The 19,102-nt window shown below is 66.4% G+C and carries 16 protein-coding genes; 8 read left to right on the plus strand and 8 right to left on the minus strand.

Going from position 1 to position 19,102, the window contains the following annotated elements; all coding sequences use genetic code 11:
- Nucleotides 1-37: 37 nt before the first annotated feature.
- The 4 genes from hutH to KTJ89_RS15160 all read left to right on the plus strand — a co-directional run bounded on the left by hutH (nucleotide 38) and on the right by KTJ89_RS15160 (nucleotide 5,336).
- Nucleotides 38-1,714 (plus strand): histidine ammonia-lyase, encoded by a 1,677-nt coding sequence (gene hutH / locus KTJ89_RS15145; RefSeq protein WP_259358328.1) that lies wholly within the window; start codon nucleotides 38-40, stop codon nucleotides 1,712-1,714.
- Nucleotides 1,715-1,866: 152 nt separating this feature from the next.
- Complete coding sequence (locus tag KTJ89_RS15150; RefSeq protein ID WP_259358329.1) at nucleotides 1,867-3,135, plus strand: allantoate amidohydrolase; 1,269 nt, start codon at nucleotides 1,867-1,869, stop codon at nucleotides 3,133-3,135.
- Nucleotides 3,132-4,589 (plus strand): amidohydrolase family protein, encoded by a 1,458-nt coding sequence (locus KTJ89_RS15155; protein ID WP_259358330.1) that lies wholly within the window; start codon nucleotides 3,132-3,134, stop codon nucleotides 4,587-4,589. The genes KTJ89_RS15150 and KTJ89_RS15155 overlap by 4 nt, the downstream gene beginning before the upstream one ends.
- A gap of 3 nt (nucleotides 4,590-4,592) precedes the next feature.
- The gene (locus tag KTJ89_RS15160) at nucleotides 4,593-5,336 is read left to right on the plus strand and encodes an IclR family transcriptional regulator (RefSeq protein ID WP_139469441.1); all 744 of its coding nucleotides are present in this window, start codon (nucleotides 4,593-4,595) and stop codon (nucleotides 5,334-5,336) included.
- Between the two features lie 143 nt (nucleotides 5,337-5,479).
- On the opposite strand, the gene KTJ89_RS15165 is transcribed toward KTJ89_RS15160, so the two are convergent.
- Nucleotides 5,480-7,252 carry a BCCT family transporter gene (locus KTJ89_RS15165; protein ID WP_259358331.1) on the minus strand — a complete coding sequence of 591 codons (1,773 nt, stop codon included), beginning with the start codon at nucleotides 7,250-7,252 and terminating at the stop codon, nucleotides 5,480-5,482.
- Between the two features lie 267 nt (nucleotides 7,253-7,519).
- Nucleotides 7,520-7,900, minus strand: coding sequence for a VOC family protein (locus KTJ89_RS15170; protein WP_259358332.1), 381 nt, complete (start codon nucleotides 7,898-7,900; stop codon nucleotides 7,520-7,522).
- A 386-nt stretch (nucleotides 7,901-8,286) separates the two neighbouring features.
- On the opposite strand from KTJ89_RS15170, the gene trpS reads away from it, so the two are divergent.
- On the plus strand, nucleotides 8,287-9,327 hold the full coding sequence (gene trpS / locus KTJ89_RS15175) for a tryptophan--tRNA ligase (RefSeq protein ID WP_374990286.1): 1,041 nt from the start codon (nucleotides 8,287-8,289) through the stop codon (nucleotides 9,325-9,327).
- 177 nt (nucleotides 9,328-9,504) lie between these two features.
- Here the strand turns inward: trpS and KTJ89_RS15180 are convergent, their stop codons facing one another.
- Nucleotides 9,505-10,758 carry a methyltransferase domain-containing protein gene (locus KTJ89_RS15180; RefSeq protein ID WP_259358334.1) on the minus strand — a complete coding sequence of 418 codons (1,254 nt, stop codon included), beginning with the start codon at nucleotides 10,756-10,758 and terminating at the stop codon, nucleotides 9,505-9,507.
- Nucleotides 10,759-10,874: 116 nt separating this feature from the next.
- Here KTJ89_RS15180 and KTJ89_RS15185 point away from each other — a divergent pair, with 116 nt between their 5' ends.
- From KTJ89_RS15185 to KTJ89_RS15195, 3 genes are all read left to right on the plus strand, one after another.
- Nucleotides 10,875-12,491 (plus strand): amidohydrolase family protein, encoded by a 1,617-nt coding sequence (locus KTJ89_RS15185; RefSeq protein WP_259358335.1) that lies wholly within the window; start codon nucleotides 10,875-10,877, stop codon nucleotides 12,489-12,491.
- A complete protein-coding gene (locus KTJ89_RS15190; RefSeq protein ID WP_139906697.1) occupies nucleotides 12,491-13,201 on the plus strand; it encodes a sulfite exporter TauE/SafE family protein in 711 nt (236 codons plus the stop codon). The genes KTJ89_RS15185 and KTJ89_RS15190 overlap by 1 nt, the downstream gene beginning before the upstream one ends.
- A 180-nt stretch (nucleotides 13,202-13,381) precedes the next feature.
- Entirely contained in the window at nucleotides 13,382-14,593 is a 1,212-nt protein-coding gene (locus tag KTJ89_RS15195; protein WP_259358336.1) for a LacI family DNA-binding transcriptional regulator, read from the plus strand.
- Between the two features lie 58 nt (nucleotides 14,594-14,651).
- Here KTJ89_RS15195 and KTJ89_RS15200 read toward each other — a convergent pair whose 3' ends face one another.
- From KTJ89_RS15200 to KTJ89_RS15220, 5 genes are all read right to left on the minus strand, one after another.
- Nucleotides 14,652-16,118, minus strand: coding sequence for a uracil-xanthine permease family protein (locus KTJ89_RS15200; RefSeq protein ID WP_259358337.1), 1,467 nt, complete (start codon nucleotides 16,116-16,118; stop codon nucleotides 14,652-14,654).
- A 205-nt stretch (nucleotides 16,119-16,323) separates the two neighbouring features.
- On the minus strand, nucleotides 16,324-16,836 hold the full coding sequence (locus KTJ89_RS15205; protein WP_259358338.1) for a hypothetical protein: 513 nt from the start codon (nucleotides 16,834-16,836) through the stop codon (nucleotides 16,324-16,326).
- 166 nt (nucleotides 16,837-17,002) lie between these two features.
- Nucleotides 17,003-17,818, minus strand: a complete 816-nt coding sequence (locus KTJ89_RS15210) for a class I SAM-dependent methyltransferase (protein WP_259358339.1) — start codon at nucleotides 17,816-17,818, stop codon at nucleotides 17,003-17,005.
- A 188-nt stretch (nucleotides 17,819-18,006) separates the two neighbouring features.
- Nucleotides 18,007-18,366, minus strand: a complete 360-nt coding sequence (locus tag KTJ89_RS15215) for a DoxX family protein (RefSeq protein ID WP_259358340.1) — start codon at nucleotides 18,364-18,366, stop codon at nucleotides 18,007-18,009.
- A gap of 10 nt (nucleotides 18,367-18,376) precedes the next feature.
- Nucleotides 18,377-19,090, minus strand: a complete 714-nt coding sequence (locus KTJ89_RS15220) for a TetR/AcrR family transcriptional regulator (protein ID WP_259358341.1) — start codon at nucleotides 19,088-19,090, stop codon at nucleotides 18,377-18,379.
- Nucleotides 19,091-19,102 lie beyond the last annotated feature (12 nt).

Below are 19,102 nucleotides of genomic sequence, written 5' to 3' on the forward strand. Positions count from 1 at the left end.
CAGACATCACACTGACGCACTCACAGAAAGGCACACGATGACCACATTCATCGATCTCGACCCCGATACGCTGACCTTCGCCGAGGTGGTCGACGTCGCCCGTCGCGGAGCGTTGGTCTCCCTGTCCGAAGCCACCCTGGCCCGGGTGAACAAGTACCGCGAGGCCATCGACGCCCTCGCTCAGGCGGAGAAGCCCGTCTACGGAGTCTCGACCGGATTCGGTGCGCTCGCCCAGCGGCACATCCCCGCCGAACTGCGCACTCAGCTGCAGAAATCCCTTATCCGCTCCCACGCCGCCGGAGTCGGTGAACCCGTCGAACGCGAGGTCGTGCGCGCCCTCATGCTGCTGCGCGCCCGCACCCTGGCCACGGGTCGGGCCGGCGTCCGCGCCGAAGTCCTCCAGACCTACGTCGACCTGCTCAACGCCGGAATCACCCCGGTCGTCCACGAGTACGGCTCGCTCGGCTGCTCCGGTGACCTCGCACCACTGTCGGCATGCGCCCTCGTCGTCATGGGCGAAGGCGTGGCCGAGGGGCCCGACGGAGTGGCCGGGCCCGCCGATGAGATCCTCGCGAAGGCCGGAATCACCCCGGTCACCCTGGCCGAGAAGGAAGGCCTCGCGCTGGTCAACGGCACCGACGGCATGCTCGGCATGCTCATCATGGCCCTGACCGACCTGGAGAACCTGCTCACCGCCGTCGATGTGTCCGCGGCCATGAGCATCGAAGGACTCTTCGGCACCGACGCCGTCTTCGCCCCTGAACTCCATTACGCGCTGCGCCCGCACGACGGTCAGGCCGCCTCGGCCGCGAACATGCTCGCCTCGCTCGCCGACTCCGGCATCACTGCCAGCCACCGCGACTCCACCCACCTCGTCCAGGACGCGTACTCGATGCGCTGCGCCCCGCAGGTCAACGGCGCCGCCCGCGACGCCGTCGCCTTCGCCACCCAGGTGGCCGAACGCGAACTGCGGGCCGCCATCGACAACCCCGTCGTGCTCACCAATGGAATGGTGTCCTCGAACGGCAACTTCCACGGTGCACCGCTGGCCCATGCCTTGGACTTCCTGGCCATCGTCGCCGCCGACGTCGCCTCGATGTCCGAACGCCGCACCGACCGGATGATGGATGTCGCCCGCAACCAGAACCTCACCCCGTTCCTCGCCGATGACGCCGGCGTCGACTCCGGCCTGATGATCGCCCACTACACGCAGGCGGCCATGGTCTCCGAGGCCAAACGCGGCGCCACTCCGGCCTCGGTCGACTCGATCCCGTCCTCGGCCATGCAGGAAGACCACGTGTCCATGGGCTGGTCGGCCGCACGCAAGCTGCGCAAGGTCGTCGACAACCTCGCCTCCGTCGTCGGCATCGAACTCTATGCCGCCTCCCGAGCCTGCGATATGCGCGACGCCGCACCGGCACCGGTGACCGGAGCCGTGATCGCGGCGATCCGTGAGACGGTGCCGGGGCCCGGACCCGACCGGTTCCTCTCGCCCGAACTCGCCGAGACCATTGCGAAGGTCAAGGACGGCTCGCTCGTCGCCGCCGCCGAGTCGGTCGCACCGCTGACCCACACCGTCACCGCTGCTGCCGGAACCTGGCAACCGGAAGACGGCGGACCGGCCGTCAACGATCCCGAGTTCACTGCGCTGGGCAACCTCGAAGCCGCCGCCGAGGCTTCGGGCACCTCCGCAGCCACCACCCACCAGGACTGACGCCGGGCCGGGGCGGAACCTGCGTGTGGTCCGTCCCGCCCCGCGGCTCGTCCGCACCGGATCCGACCGTCGGGCCTCTGATGTCAGGGCCGGCTGACCACGGCTCCGACACATCACCGGACCCGACCGATTTCGAACGGAGTGAACTGACAATGAGCGATGTCGTCTCGCTGCTGAGCCAGATCGAAGACACCGGCCGCGACACCCGCGGGCCGGGCTACCAGCGGCCCGGATTCTCGGCCACCGAACGCGAGCTGCGTGAGTGGTTCCTCGCCGAGGCGGACCGCCGCGGCCTCGACACAGAGATCGACGCCAACGGAATCACGTGGGCATGGGCCACCCCGCAGGGTGCGAACGCCGTCGTTACCGGTTCCCACCTCGACTCCGTGCCCGGCGGCGGCGAGTTCGACGGCCCCCTCGGCGTCGCCTCGGCGCTGGCGGCCTTCGACGTGCTCAAGGCTTCCGGCGCACTCGACCAGTCCACCCGGCCTCTTGCGCTAGCCGTGTTCCCCGAAGAGGAAGGCTCACGCTTCGGTGTCGCCTGCCTCGGCTCGCGGCTGCTCACCGGCGCCATCAACGTTGACCGCGCGCTCGGCCTCAAGGACGCCGCCGGTGACACCTTCGCCGACGTCGCCCGTGGCTATGGCCTCGACCCGGATCGGATCGGGCGTGACCAGTCTCGGCTGGCCGGAATCGGTTCCTTCATCGAACTCCATGTCGAACAGGGCGTCGGTCTGATCAACACCGATCAGGCCGTCGCCATCGGCTCCTCGATCATCGGTCACGGGCGCTGGCACTTCGCCTTCACCGGTCAGGGCAACCATGCCGGCACGACTCCGATGAGTCATCGCGCCGACCCGGTGGTCGCGGCCTCCCGTGTGATCGGGGATATCCCGACCCTAGCGGCCGCCACTGACGCGAGCGCCGTGGCGACCGTGGGCCGTACCCTCATCCATCCGGGCGGGACGAACGTCATCGCTTCGACCATGAGCTTCTGGCTCGACATCCGCCATCCTGACGATGCCGTCGTCAAACAGGTGCTCGAAGCGATCAGCCGACGTGCGAAGGACCACGGCGCCGATTCCGGTGTCGAGGTGACCATCTCGCAGGAGTCCTACTCGCCGACGACCCACTTCACCGCCGACCTCAACTCGCGCCTGACCTCGGTGCTGCCGGACGCTCCGCTGCTGCCCTCGGGCGCCGGACATGATGCCGGAATCCTCGCACCCCATGTGCCGGCGGCGATGCTCTACGTCCGCAACCCGACCGGTGTCTCCCACGCTCCCGAAGAGGCCTGCGAGGTCGACGACCAGAGGGCCGGAGTCGACGCGCTCGTCAAGGTGCTCGCCCGCGAACTCGGCATCGAACACGCCCTTGCCGACAGCAGTACCGGAGGCCCAACGGCAGGAGGTGCACGATGAGCACCCGTTACTGGTGCGAATCCGCATGGGTTGACGGAGCCGTCGCCCACGGGGTGCTGCTGAGCGCCGATGACACCGGAACGCTCACCGCGGTCGAGACCGGAATCGACGCCGCCCCCTCCGACGCCGAGGCGGTGCACGGGTTTGTCCTGCCCGGTGGAGTCAACGCGCACTCGCATGCCTTCCACCGGATGCTGCGCGGTCGCACCCACGGCGACGGCGGCACCTTCTGGACCTGGCGGGAAGTCATGTACTCCGTCGCCGCGAAACTCGACCCCCAGTCCTACGAGACCGTGGCCCGCGCTGTCTTCGCAGAGATGCTCGCCGGCGGCTACACCTCGGTGGGGGAGTTCCACTACGTCCACCACGCTCAGGACGGAACACCCTACGGCGCCGATCGTCCCCGCTGGGACGCGGCGGATCCGGTCGCCGAGGCGGACGAACACACCGAACGTCCCCGCGGGGACGCGAGCGACGCGAACGACGATGACGAACGGCGCGCCCACGCGATGGAACGAGCGCTGGCACGAGCGGCCGCCTCGGCGGGTATCCGCATCCGACTGCTCGACACCTGCTATCTCACCGGCGCCATCGACTCCGAACTCTCGGCCGAACAGGCCCGTTTCGGCGACGGCACAATCGACGGGTACATGGACCGGCACGCCGGCCTGATCGACACGTTCGCAGCTGAATTCCCCGTCAACGCTCCAGGTGAGAGCTTCGTCCACGTGGGTGCGGCGATCCATTCGATCCGCGCGGTCCCAGCCGCAAACCTGCCTCGCTTCACCGAACTGTCCGGCCCCGTGCACGTGCACCTGTCCGAACAGCCGGCCGAGAACGACGCCTCGCAGGCGGCGTACGGGGCCAGCCCCACCGAGGTGCTCGCGCGCTCGGGCGTCGTCGATGACCGGCTCTCGGCCGTGCATGCCACCCACCTATGCGAGAAGGACATCGCGCTCCTCGGCAGATCCCGGTCGACGATCGTCATGTGCCCGTGCACCGAGGCGGACCTCGCCGACGGCATCGGGCCGGCCCGTGAACTCGCCGACGCCGGAGCCGTGATCTCGCTCGGCTCCGACCAGCACGTCGTCCTCGACGCCCTGCGCGAGACTCAGGGGCTCGAGGCGGGGGAGCGGCTGCGGTCGGGTCAGCGCGGACGGTTCTCCCCGGCCGAACTCATCACGGCACTCACCGAAGGTGGGGCACGCAGCCTCGACCTTCCCGTCGGCGCGCTCGAGGTCGGAAAGGCGTGCGACTTCGTGGCTCTGCGCACCGACAGCATGCGCACCATGGGCTCACTGGACGAGCAGATCATCCTCACGGCCAGCGCGAGCGACGTGCATCTGACCGTCAGCGGCGGCCAAGTCCGCGTGCGCGACGGAGTGCACACCGAACTCGGCGAAATCGCCGAGCTCTACTCTCGGGCCTTCGCGGTCTTGGAGATGGAGGGCTGAGTCGTGGCTGAGGTTCCGGCACTGCGGCGGGCGATCGCGATCCTGCGGCATATGGCCTCGTCGAATCGGTCGATCACGGCCGGTGCCCTGGTCAGGTCGCTGGAGATTCCGCGGTCGAGTGCGTATGACATCCTTGCCGTGCTCGAGGAGCTCGGCCTCGTGGCGCGCACCGAATCCGGTTATGTGCTCGGAGCCGGTGTGCACGAGCTCGGGGCGTCCTACCTGCGGACGAATCCCCTGCAGCGGTTGGCGCAGCCGATCGTCCGTCAGCTCGCCGAGGATACCGCCACGACCGCGCAGCTGGCGGTCATCCGCGGCTGGGAGACGGAGTACGTGCTCAAGGAGCAGTCGCTCAAATCCGTCGCGGTCATCACCGCCACCGGTGTGCGCATGCCGAGCTACCTCACGGCGACCGGGCGGGCGATCCTCGCGCAGCTGCCGAAGTCCGAGGTGCTGGCGATGCTGCAGTCCGAAACCGAGTTCGTCACGCGCACAGGCAAGGGCCCGACCTCGGTGAAGGCGCTCAACGCCGTGCTCGCCCAGGAACGTCGGACCGGCAGCGCGATCGAACACGGCGAAGTCACGCCGGGGATCTCGACGCTCGCGGCACCGGTGTTCGATGTGCTGGGTCGCCCGATCGCAGCCATCGGCCTCTCATTCGTCACCGAGACCCTGCCCGAGGACACCGGTCCTGTGGTCGACCGGGTCAAGGCTGCCGCCGCCGAGGTGACCGCCAAGCTGCGGTGACGGTGCTCAGTTCTGGTCACGCCACCTCCTTGGGCTGCCGGAGCTGACAATCCTCGCCGACCGCTCGCGTTGCCGTCACTGTACTGAGTTATGCGGTAAGCGGTGCACGGTAACGTGGGCGGTCGGTGTGATCGGATCGAGCGTCAGAGTCCGAGCACGCGTCGTTCGCGTGCGACCTCTTCGACGATCTGGTGATCGCTGCGCAGCTCCTTGATCAGGGCGATGCCCAGGACGACCACGATGACGGTGAACGGCACCGCCGAGAGCATCGCCGCCTGCTGCAGGGCCTGCAGTCCGCCCACGAGGAGCAGGACCACCGCGCAGCCGCCGGTGAGGAACCCCCAGGTCGCGATCACCGGACGCCGGGGCGCGAAGGATCCCTGTGAGGACAGCGAGCTGAGGACGAAGGTGTTCGAGTCGGCCGAGGAGACGAAGAACAGGGTGACCATGACGATCGTGAAGACCGAAGCGAGCATGGACAGCGGCAGCTGGTCGAGGAGGCTGAAGAAGGCGGTGTCGAGGTTGTTCTGAGTGGCCTCACCGATCCCGGCCCCATCGATGTCGAATTTGATCGCCGAACCGCCCATGACGGTGAACCAGATGAAGAACACGGCGCTGGGCACGAGCAGGACGCCGGCGACGAACTCCCGGATGGTGCGGCCCTTCGAGATCTTGGCCAGGAAGATGCCGACGAAGGCGCTCCAGGACAGCCACCACGCCATCATGAAATAGGTCCAGCCGAGCATCCATTCGCTGTCCTCGGCACTGGTCGGGGTCATAAAGCTGAGTTCGACGAAGTCTCCGGCGAAGGCGCCGATGGAGCGGACGAACAGGTTGGAGACGAAACCGCTGGGTCCGGTGATGAAGACGAAGAGCCCGAGCAGGGTCGCCATGGTCAGCGTGATCTGGGAGATGTACTTGATGCCGCGGCTCACTCCGGTCAGTGCCGAACCGGTGAAGAGGAGGGTGAGCACGGTGATGACGATGATCTGGCCGATGATGGTGGAGTCGATGCCGAGGACGGTGTTGAGGCCCTCGCCGATCTGCGAGGCACCGAGTCCCAGGGACGTCGTCGTGCCGAAGAGTGTGGCGATGATGGTGAGGATGTCGATGAAGCTGCCGACCCAGCCGTCGACGAAGCGGCCGAGGACGGGGCGCAGCATCGTGGACACGAGTGCTGGCCGGCCCTTTCGGTGGGTGGAATAGCCGATGGCCAGTCCGAAGACGCCGAAGATCGCCCAGGCTTGGAAGCCCCAGTCGAGGTAGGAGAACTGCATCGCGCGAATCGCCGCGTCCATGGTCTCCGGTTCCGCCAGTCCGTGGGGCGGGGTCATGAAGTGGGACATCGGCTCGGCTACCCCGTAGCTGACCAGGCCGATCCCCATCACGGCAGCGAGGATCATCGCCAGCCAGGTGATCGTGCGGTATTCGGGGCGGGAATCGGATGAGCCGAGGCGGAGGCGACCGAAGCGGCTGGCTGCGAACCACACGAGCATCGCGATCGCGGCGAAGGGAACGACGAGATAGATCCAGCCGAATCCGGTGGACACCGTCGTCATCGCCCGCGTCATGATGTCCGACAGGGCATCGGGGGCGATCGTTGCCCACACCATGAAGGCGATGACGGCGATGACCGAGCATATGAAGACTGTCCCGACCCGGTTGGAATGTGGGGCCGCGACGGGTGCGGTCTGTGTGGTGCCCGGAGCAGGCTCGGACTCTGTCCCTGCCTCGGGTCCGGCTCCGGCGGCAGGGCCGGCCCCGGGGGCAGGGGGAGGGTCGTCCGACCCGCCCGAGGAGGTGGACGCCGTGGAGCGGTCGGAACCGCCTGCAGTGCTGCTGGCGGGTTCGGGGGAGGGTGAGTTCAGCATCGTCATCGTGGTCTCCGCGCTCGTGGCCGCCTCGGCGGCAGGCATGAGCGATCGTCGGGTCGGTCGGGATCGGCAGATTACACAACAGGCCCCGCGAACTGGGTCGTTCGTGGGGCCGTGCGACTGACGAGTCTATGCGCTCGTCGCCGAATCACCGCATGTGTGAGGGCAGAAACGGCAGAGTGTGAGTCTTCTCGCGGTGGAGCATTGACGCTGCTGGGTCACGGCGACCGCTCATGTTGCCGTCGCTGGACCGAGTCATGCGGCGAGCGGTGGGTGCTGACTCGAGCGGTCGGTGAGTGTCAGGGGCAGTCAGAGGTAAGGGCGAGTGATGAGCTCGAGATACATTCCCGACGGGTCGAGGAAATACACTCCACGACCCCCGTGCTCGGTGTTCGTCTCCTGCGGGCGAGTGCGCTGTGGGTCTGCCCAGAAATCGAGGCCGCGCTGTTTGAGCAGGTCAACGGCTCGGTCGAAATGATCGTCAGTGCAGAGGAAGGCCATGTGCACGGGCAGAATGTCATATCCCGGTGGGGGAGTGGCGAATTGGAGCATGACTCCTTCGGAGAGCATGATGTTGGCGAACGGTCCCCAGGATTCGGTGTGTTCGGCCTCGAGGATATCGACATAGAACTGCGCCGAGGTGGCCGGATCCGCTGCGGCGACGATGGTGTGGTTGAACAGAGCTGACATGATGAAGTTTCCCCTTCGATGGATGGATTCGCGGATGCTGAGGGCGCGTCGAAAGGGTGGACCGCGAGCTCGGAGCTCGGGGTCCATGGGGCTCATGTGTGGACCGGGTCGCCGATCCGTGAGCGGCTGAAAGCCTGTCCGGTCATCTGCACCAGCATAGCGCGGGACGCGATGCTGGTGCAGATAGTCGATGACGCTCGAAGCGAACCGCCGACGAGGTAGGGTGAGACCATGCGCATTTCCAGACTCAACTGGTGGTGGCTGCTCTTCACCGCAGCCGACTGACGCATACCCGCGGGCTGCATGGCAGCCCGCAACTTCTGTGGAATCTCTCCGTGCGACCCGTGCAATTCTGACCGCATCACAGCACAATCGGGAGATCACACATGGATTCCTATTCCGCCACACTCGCACGGATGTCGACGCTTCGAAGCGAAGTCGAAACCCAGCCGGACACGTACAGAATGCTCACCGGCGAGCGTCCGACGGGCCCGCTTCATCTCGGCCATCTCTTCGGCTCGGTCCTCGAACGAGTCAACCTTCAGAACCTCGGGGTCGAGACCTTCATCGTTCTTGCCGACTATCAGGTGATCACGGACAGGGACACCTCGGCGAATGTGAAGAGCAACGTCCGTGAGGCGATCATGGACTACGTCGCGGCTGGGATCGACCCTGAGCGAACGACGATCTTCACTCATTCGGCCGTACCTGCCCTGAACCAGCTCCTTTTGCCGTTCCTCAGTCTGGTCTCGGACAGCGAACTCCGGCGCAACCCAACTGTGAAGTCAGAGCTTACAGCCTCAGAACGCCCCCTGAGCGGACTGCTGCTGACCTACCCCGTTCACCAAGCTGCGGACATCCTCTTCTGCAAGGGCAATCTGGTACCGGTGGGGAAGGACAACCTTCCGCACGTCGAGATCACCCGCACTATCGCGCGTAGATTCAACGAGCGATACGCTGAGGTCTTTCGCGAACCAGAAGCAATGTTGACGCACACTCCCGAACTTCCTGGACTCGACGGAAGAAAGATGTCGAAGAGCTATGGCAACGCCATTTCCTTGGGAATGAGCGCAGATGAGACAACCACCGTCATCCGCAGGACTCAGACAGATTCTCAACGACAGATTACCTACGACCCCGTATCGCGGCCGGGGGTGTCGGCGCTCTTGGCGACCACGGCAGTCTGCACTGGCACCCAGCCGGAAGATATTGCTTCGCAGATAGGTGAGTCTGGTGCCGGCGCGCTCAAGGCCTTGGCCACAGAGGCAGTGAATGAATTTCTCTCAGAGCATCGTGAGCGTCGCCGGGAGCTCGAGGCGGACCCGACAGCCGTTGATCGGATACTTGCAGACGGAAATGAGCGCGCCAACGCCATCGCAGACGAGACGCTTGCTGACGTCCGTGCCGCTATGGGCATGGCCTATTGATACCTGCTGTATGCCGAACCGTTCGAATCGCCGACGTCGCCGACCGCTCGAGTTACCGTCGCTGTACCGAATTATGCGGCGTGCGCTGGGCGGTATGTCGAGCGGTGGGCGAGTGCAGGCCGAGTCAAGGCGAGCGGTCGGCGGTAGCCCGAGCGATAGGCGCGGGCACGCGGTTGTTCACCGCCGCTGGAGGAGGACCGCGGCCTCGAGGTGCTTCGTGTGCGGGAACATGTCGAAGATCCGGGCCTGAGCCACCTCGTAGGCGGGCATCCGCGCGAGATCCTTCGCCAGGGACACGGGATTGCAGCTCGAGTAGACGATGTGCTCGACACCGGTGTTCTCCAACGCTGCCGACAGTCGTGCACCAATCCCCCGCCGAGGCGGATTGACGATCACGCAGTCCGGCCGGTCGACGCCGGCCGGGTTGACCGGTTCCGTTACACCGACCGGGTCGCCCGTCTCAGCCGCCGCGACTGAGCCAGTCATATCAGCCGGTGCCGCCAGGTTCGTCTCGGCGAACTCCGTGGCATCGCTGGCGAGGAACCGAGCGTCGATGCCGAGTTCGGCGGCACTGACCTTCGCTGACTCGATCGCCTGTTCGCTGACCTCGACCCCGGTGACCCGTCGCGCAGGGGAAGCACAGTAGAGCGCGAACCCTCCGACGCCGCAGTACAGATCCCACAGGTTCGAAGCGTCAACAGCGTCCACCCACTGGGCCACTTGGTTGTAGAGCCCGATGGCGACAGCGGTATTCGTCTGGAAGAAGGACTGTGGCCGCAGGTGCAGATCGACTCGATCGAGGTTCATCCGCAGCGATTCGCCGCGCAGCATCTCCTCGCGGCCGCCCTCGAGCACGGCCTTGTGCTCCGGCAACAGATTCACCGACACCACGGACGCATTGGGGATGACTTCGAAGAGCCGACCCTTCCGCGATCGCAGCACGTCCAGCCCATGCTGAGTGCGGACGACGAAACGAATCATCAGCTCACCCGAAGGTGCCGCCGTGACATGGACGAACTTCAACTCCCCGCGGCGAGCAGCAACATCATAAGGCTCGAGTCCGGTGGCATCGAGGAAGTCCGCAAGCACCGGGATCACCGCCCGGATCGCCGGGGTCTGAATCCCACAGTCACGCAGATCGACACCGTGGAACTCCTGATCGAGGATGCCCAAGGTGACATTCCCGGCTGACCCACCGACGGCGAGCTTCGCCCGATTCCTGAAGTCCCGTAATCCACCGGCGAAGGTCGGCAGCCAAACTCGCGGAGCAGCCTCGGCGAGGATTTCCTGGCACCAAGCTTCCTTGTCGGCGATCTGCTGCCCGTAGTGTGTTTCGATGAGCGCGCAGGAACGGCACTCCCCGCGCTCGAAATACCCGCAGTGCAGGTACCAATGATCCGCCGAGGCGGGGGTGAGCGGCAAGGTCGTCATCCCCTCATTCTAATCGGCGATCGGCCCCGGAAAATCGTTGACCCGGTACGCCCGACAACCGTAGACTGAACGTAGCCAAATCGATTTGGCTCTGCTCTCGAAGCCCGAAGGAACCGATGACTCAGCTGCGCAGCCTCCACCAAGCCCCGACACTGCTCGTCCCGGAGAAGGTCCTCCTTCCCGAAGGCGCGCAGACCGGCCACGCGGTGCTCGTCGACGACGGCCGGATCCTCGCTGTCGGCCCCCTCGCCGAGGTGGACGCCCAGGCCCGATCGCTGCTGACCGACGCGAACGCCGCCGACCCGATTCCCGGAGCCACCGCGAATCCCGCGGACCCGATTCCGAGTGCTGACCGAGCGCCCGCCGAACCCGTCCGGATCGACCTGCCCGGACGCCTGCTCATGCCCGGCTTCATCGACGCCCACCACCACCTCACCCAGACCTTCGGAAAATCCCTCGTCTTCGGCGAACCCTCCGAGATCTTCCAACGCGTCTGGGTGCCCATGGAGTCGAACATGGACGCCGAAGCCATCGACGTCGCCACCCGCCTGGCCGCCTGGGAATCCCTGCGCGGCGGCTTCACCACCGTCACCGACGCCGGCACCCGCTCGAGCGTCGACGTCTCCGCGATCTCCGACGTCACCACCGACGTCGGCCTGCGCTGCGTACTCGGGGTCATCTGCAACGACCTCGGCGGGGGAGTGCGCACCTCGACCGTCGCCGAGGTGGTCGCCGCCGCCGAACGCCACCTGAGCAGGTGGGACGCCGAGTCCCTCGTTCACCCTTCCCTGGCCGTGTCCATCCCCGAGGTCGCCTCCGACGAGGCGCTCGTGGCGATCACGCGCCTTGCCCGGGAGGCCGGTGTGCCCTTCCAGGCCCACCTCAACGAGCACATCGTCGCCGTCGAACGCTCCCTCATCTCCGGTGGTGAGCGTCCGCTCGAAAGACTGGCCCGCCTCGGTGCGCTCGGTCCCGAGCTGCTCGCCGCACACGCCACTCTCCTGACCCCGCGGGAGATCCGACTGCTCCGCGACTCCGGCGGCGCAATCGCCTACAACCCGGTCGCCAGCTCCTGGAAGGGCAATGCCGTGGCGCCCGCACTGCTCATGCACGAACTCGGAATGCGCATCGGACTCGGCACTGACGGCACCCGCTCGGATGCCTTCCGCCTCCTTGACGCCGCCGAGACCGCGCAGCGGCTCACCGGCGGAATGGACGTCATCGACTCGTCAGCCGGCGGCGGCTGGACCTGGCTCGAACAGGGCCTGCGCGGCGGTGCCGACGCCGTCGGACTCGGCGGGCAGATCGGGGAGATCTCACCCGGTGCCCGTGCCGACCTGCTCGTGCTCAATATCGACACTCCGGAGTTCGTGCCTTCCTGGGATGTGCCGTGGGAACTCGTCCGACTGGCCAACCGTGACCAGATCGAAGCGGTCATCGTCGACGGCAAACTGCGCCTCGAACACGGTTGGCCCGTCGACTGGGACGGCCGCGAATTCCTCGAGCGTGCGAAAGACGTCTCCCGACGGGTGGTGGAGAACTCCCCGATCACCCGCATCGACCCGAACGCGGCCGACCACCGGGCACGGTGGATGGCCGAGCACGGGACCGCCCCGGCCAACACGCCGTGGAACGGTGGGACCGCCTCGGTGAACGCACCGTGGAACGGCAGCCCCACCTCGGCGAACGCACCGCGGAACAGCGGCACCACCTCGGCGAGGGATGACTTCTGATGTCGATGCTCGCCTTTGCGATCATCGCCGCGGTCGTCCTCATCTCTGCGTTCGTGCAGGGATCGACGGGGATGGGGTTTGCGATGATCCTAGCGCCCGTCGTGACGTTCATCGACCCGAGCCTCATTCCGGTGATGCTGCTCGTGCTGATGATTCCGCTCAATCTCTACATCGCCGCGCGCGAGCGGGAGCACATCGACTGGACCGGTGTGAAATGGATCAGCGTCGGTCGGTTCGCCGGCACATTCGCGGGTCTGTGGATCCTCGTCATCGTCAACCTGCACCAGCTCGCGCTGCTCATCGGCTGGTCGACGCTCATCGCCGCGGTCGTCGCGCTGCTGGCACCGAAGTTCACGCCGAACAAGCCGGTGCTCGCGACGGTCGGGCTCGTCACCGGAGTCACGGAGACCTCGACGGGCATCGGCGGCCCGCCCTACGCGCTGGCCTATCAGCACAGTCCCGGCCCGGAGCTGCGCTCGACGGTGGCGGTGTGCTTCCTCGTCGGAGAGATCATCTCCCTCATCGTGCTCGCCTTCAGCGGGCAGGTCTCGGCGGACACGATGGTCACGACCGCGTGGATGCTGCCGTTCCTCGCGGTTGGTTCGTTCCTCTCCCGATATGTCCACCACCGCCTCGACGGGCCGGTGCTGCGCTATATCGTCCTCGGCTTCGCGATCGTCTCCGGCATCATCGTCATCGTTCAGGCGTGAGGGCGGCGAGTGCCAGGTGCGGCGAGGAGTGGTCGCAAACGGAATCTTGGGCTGCAAACCTAGGTCGCAATCGGATACCTTCAAGCGCGAGAATTGTCCGGTTGCGACCTATTTTCGGGCAGCGAACCTCGTGTGCATCTGTGCCCTCGTCGGCGCCACGCAGTGAAGTAGGCTGATTCCATGTCTGACTTCCCGCGCGCGCACCGCGTCACGATCGCCGATGTGGCGCGTGAGGCCGGAGTGTCGCGGACGACTGTCTCCCATGCGCTCAGCGGTCAGGGCAAGGTCAACGCCGCCACCCGGGCCAAGGTCAAAGAGGTCGCCGAGCGGCTGAACTATCGGCCCAGCGCCCGTGCCCGCAGTCTGCGCTCGGGCAAGTCGCAGACCCTCGCCCTGTTGTCCTCGATGCCCGCGGCTGTGTCCGCCGGGCCGTCTCAGCTGGGCTTCTTCACCGAACTGGCCATGGGATGTGCGCGGACCGCACTGCTCGAAGGCTACGTCTTCGTCCTCGCCCCACCCACCGAGGCGGCTGACCCCGTCGATCTGCTCGACATCGATGGTGCGATCCTCCTGGAGCCCACCGTCGATGATCCCCTCGCCGAGGCGCTGCGTGACCGTGCCATCCCCTACGTCACGATCGACGGACCGAGTTCGAAAGCTGGCGACGACGCCCTGGCCGCTGCCGAGGCAGGTCCGGCGCGTTCATCGACAGCTTCGACCGGAGCCGCCAGCAAGTGGAGCATCGACCTCCACCACCGGGCGACTGCTCAGCTGCTGCTCAATCATCTCCTCGACCAGGGAGCCGCGCGGCCGGCGCTGCTGGTCAGCCGCAGCCTGCGCGGAGCACAGATCGCGGCCCGCGAGGTCTATGCCGAGACCGCAGCCGCCCGCGGTTTCACGCAGCTGATCGCCGAGGCGGATGAGACCTCCGGAGAAGACGGAGCCTTCGCCGCCGCCGAGGAGCTGTTGGCCGCGCACCCGGACATCGATGCGGTGTTCGCCCCGATCGACACCTTCGCCACCGGCGCGGTGAGGGCCGCTCAGGAATTCGGTCGGACGGTCGGCGAGGACCTGCTCGTCGCCACCCGCTATGACGGTCTGCGCGCACGCACGAGCAATCCTCCGCTGACCGCCGTCGACCTCGGCCTCGAGGCGATCTCGAGTGCGGCGGTCGAGATGCTCGTGACCGTTCTCGACGGAGATCATTCCTCGAATGCGGCCGCCGCTCTGGACAGTGACACGAAACCCCCTGCCCTGGATGGAGGCGACGCGGAATCCGCCGCGACGGACGAATCAGGGTCGGCGGCCTCGGCGGGTTCATCCGGTCCTGTTCTCGTCGTCAGGGAATCGACGGCCGGCCATCCGCCGGACCGGAGCAAGGACGGAGCCTGACTCTCGGGCCAGTGGTACGGTGCCGCGTCGAACCTCAGATCCGACTCCGGGTCGAACCTCAGATCCGGTAGTCGGCGGGTCTCTGGTCGAGCTTGCTCGGGTCGGCGATCGGAGTCCGGGCCTTCGGGTGACGGTTGCGCTTGCCGGTGTGGTGGAAGAGCAGGTTGAGCAGCACCGAGACGAACGCGGCCATGGCGACACCGCTTCCCAGCAGGGACGATGCCGTCTGCGGCAGCTTCGAGTACATTCCGGGAAGGAGCACCGGCATGAGGCCCGCGGCCAGGCCGACGGTCGCGGTGATGAGGTTGCCCGTCTGGTTGAAATCGATCTTCGCGAGCATCTGGATGCCGAGGACGGCGATGATGGCGAAGACGACCACAGCGGTGCCGCCGACGACGGCCGACGGCACGCCGTTGAGTATGCGGGCGACGGGACTGAGTCCGATGAGGATGAGGAGGATTCCGGCGATCGCGGTGACGTAGCGGCTGCGCACACCGGAGGCGCGCACGATTCCGACGTTCTCGCCGCTCGTGACCATCGCGGGAGTGCCGAAGAGGCCGCCGAGGATGGTGATGATGCCGTCGGAGCGGATGAGGCGGGGGACCGCGCGGTGCGGTTCGACCTTCCTGCCGACGATCTCGCCGTTGATGATCGTCTGTCCGGTCGCCTCGGCCATCGATGCGAGAGCCCACAGCAGCATGGGGATCGCCGCGATGAGGTCGAACTTCGGCGAACCGAACGGGAAGAGGGTCGGCACGGCGAACAGCGGGCCGTCGGTCTGACTGGAGAAGTCGGTGGCTCCCATGAACGCGCCGACGATGGTGCCGCCGACGAGCCCGACGGCCACAGAGAGCTTGCCGAGCATTCCGCGGAAGAACCGGAAGCACACGATGGTGATGAGGATGGTGATGAGGCCGAGCAGCAGATTCTGCGGGTCTCCGAAGTCCGGTGAGTCCGGTTCGCCGACCATGAGTTTGCCGGTGACCTGAACGAGGTTGATGCCGATGACGATGACCATGATGCCGATGACCAGCGGCGGGAAGAACTTGAGCACCTTGACGAACAGCGTCACCGCGAGGATGTAGAAGACACCCGTGAGCAGCACTGCACCGACTGCGGTTTCGACATCGGTGCCCTGCGCGATCGTGATGAACAGGATCGTTGCGGCCCCGCCCGGGAGCATGACGAACGGCAGTCGCACGCCGATCTTCCACACGCCCACCGACTGCAGGATCGACCCGAGACCGGAGAAGACGAAGACCGCCGACAGCACCGCCGAGGTGGTCTGCGCATCCAGCCCCAGTGCGGTGGCGATGAGGAACACCGACGAGATCGGGGTCGCCACCATGACGAGCACGTGCTGAATGGCGAACGGGATGAGGTTGCGGATCGGCCGCAGCTGATCGACGGGGTGGACGGCCTTGCCGGATGTGGTGGTGTCCGCGGACGGCGTTGTGTCGGCGGCGGCGTCGGCGTCGTTGCCGACTGTGCTGCCGGTGTGGTCCGGATCGGGTGTTGCGGGCATGGCACTGCTCCTCGATGCACATCGTGATCGGCCTGAAACACAGCGGCCAAATCGATTTGTTCAATCGTGCATCGAGGGAGGGGCGGTGTCAATAAGCGGTTCGGAATTCGGACAGATCGCCGAAAAACGGGCTGAGTGTCGAGAAACGCATGTACGCACCCGTTTCTCGACACTCAGCCCGTTTTTCGACGGAGTCCGGGGAGACTCAGGCGGCGATGAAGCTGAGGACGATGAAGGTGCCGAAAGAGACGAACGGGGCGATCGCTGCGATTGCGATGGCGATGACGCCGGGTGTTCGGCCCCGCCCGGTGACCGCGGCTGTGATGCCCAGGATGATGGCTGTGACTCCCGCGCAGGTGCACAGGCCCTGGACGCCGACGAGCACGGTCGCCAGGGTCTGATACCAGTCCGGGGTGTCCGTGAAATAGTAGCCGGATGCTGCCTCCGAAGGCCCGACGGTGGCGCCCAGAATCACCGAGGCGGCCAGGCTGAGGACCATGGCGACGATCGAGAGCGCCACGGCCACCTTGCCCAGCGTCGGCGACTTCGCCGAGGCGGCACCGTCCATTCGGGCCGCAGCGGAGCCATGAGCATCGGCAAGATCGTCGGGGCGCGGGGAGGCATAGATGGGTTGGGCAGGAGGAGTCGGGACTCGAGGCTGCTGTGCCGCGAGCTCATCATCGGTGGGCTGAGGGTACGAGAAGTCCGTCGAAGTCATGCTTCGACGCTATCGACAAGGACCGGCTGCGCCCCATCCTGCTATCCCAAGAGCGAGGTCGGGAAAACCTCCCTGCGGGCCGAGCCCGGCCAGTAGCCGCGAATTCAGGTCACAAACGGATACTTTCGGGCGCGAGGAACCTCCGTTTGTGACCTAGATTCGGGGTTCAGGGCTTGCGGGCGACGATGAGGAACCGCTTCTGTGTGACCGAAATCGGCTCACTCGACTCGGCTAAGCGTCTGAGGACATCGAGGTTGGACCTGACGGTGAACCCGGGGACATCCCACGGAATATAGGCGAGGTACTCGATGACCGCCTCGACGTCGGTGAAGCGCATCGTGCCCTGCCACTTGCGGGCCGCCTCGATCGCCAGTCCCTCACTCTCGACGTCGCTGATGCGCGGTTCGAGCTGCTGGCGCAGATCGCCCACCCCGCCGCCGAAGAGATCGCGGAACTCCTGAGCCTCCGTGCCGTCGACCTGCTGGGTGAGGAACAGTCCGCCCGGGGAGAGGACTCGGGCCACCTCGGCGAGGTCATAGCTTTCGTGGCGGTTCATCACAAGGTCGAACTCGTCGTCGTCCCACGGCATCTCCGGGTGGTGATCGCTGTCGTACCGGGTGACCTCGACGCCGTAGTCCTCCAGCATCGAGGCGGCCAAGGGGACGTTGGGCTCCCACCCCTCGGTCGCGGAGATCGTCGGCGAGGGTTCGCCGGGAGGCCGGGCCTCCTCGAGGCGATCGATGAGTTCGCTGAGGCGCTCGCCGCCTCCCGTGCCCATGTCGAGGCAGCTGCTCGACTCGGCCATTGCGTCGAGGCAGATCTGGTCGAAGTCCCACGGCGGATCATCGGCGACGAGGCGGCCGGCCAACGGGGAGAAATTCCACCCGGTCATCGAGGCTGTCTCGTGGATCCAGGCCCATCGCTCGTGGCGTTCGTGGGGAGTCTCGTCGCGCGTGCGACTGCTGTCGGCATATTCGGGCATGTCCACACTCCTCTGCCGGGTGGCTCGGCACCAACACCGAGCAGTTCTGCAACTCTGCCGGACGGCTCGGCACCGCGATGGCGCCGGTGCCGTACTTCGACTCTAGGCCAAAACAGGATCGAGGTGCGGGATGTGGCGAAGAATTCTCCGGACTGAGACATGGACTACGGCGTGCAGTAAGCGGGCGCTTATACGACGAAACAGAAGATGAGCACGGCGAGGCTGACGACGAGCATGCCCAGGCAATTCAGCCAGAAGTCCCGGCCGATATAGCCGGCCCGCAGATGAGCGGCCGCGGCGCAGAGGAAGTAGACGACGAGGCCCGCCGCGGCCGCCGCGCCGAATCCGGGAATCCAGATCCCTGCCACCAGGCCGGCCGCGGCGAGGAACTTCACGACCGCGAGCACCCACCACCACTCCCGCGGGAAGCCGACGCCATCGAGGCAGGCGGCGATCGCCTGCGGCGGTCGAAAGGTGAGCAGGCCGTCGCCGAAGACGATGACCGCGAGGACGACGGTCGGCCAGATCGGATCGGGCAGCAGGATCATCGGGAACCCCTCACCGCGAGCCCCGGACGCGAGTGTGGAAGACGATGCTGGCCAGCATCGCCTCAACGGCGTCATCGAGGCTCATCGTCGTCGCCGCCCACCGGAAGAGGATGCCCAGGTACGAGTCGTAGAGTGCTGCGGCGCTGGCCCGCGCATGGTCCTCGTTGATCCCGATCGAGACCAGCGATCCGCTCAGGCGGCTCTGCAGATCCGCGGCGAGGGTGTTGAATACCTCGGGCTCGCCCTTGACCCGCATCATCGCCGCAGCGTAGTCCCGTGACAGGTCCTCGTGTTCGGCGAAGAACTCGAGGAAGGGCAGGAAGAGCTCGAGCAGATGACGCTGCACCGCCGAGGATGGGCGAGACGGGCCCGAGTCCCTGGGGCTTGCCTCAGCGCCGGCTCTCACCCCGACCGAACCTGCGGTCGTCGAGCTCCCGCGCTCCGAGAGACTCCCGCGCTCCGACAAGCTCGCTCGCCGAGGCGGTGATGTGTAGGTCCCGTCCTGCAGCTGACCGATCCACCGATCGAAGCACCGGACGAGGATGGCGTCCTTGTCGCCGACCGCCATCACTCGGCCCACCGACACCTCCGCGGCCTTGGCGATCGCCCGGATGGTCGTGGCCTTGAAGCCGTGCTCGAGGAGCAGCTCGGCTGCGGCACTGACTATCCGATCCTCGGTCTGTCGGCGCTTGCCGGACCTCAGCTGAACGTGTTCACTGGCCATGCTCGAACCTTA

Source organism: Brevibacterium sediminis (assembly GCF_024895295.1).
Classification (GTDB): domain Bacteria; phylum Actinomycetota; class Actinomycetes; order Actinomycetales; family Brevibacteriaceae; genus Brevibacterium; species Brevibacterium sediminis.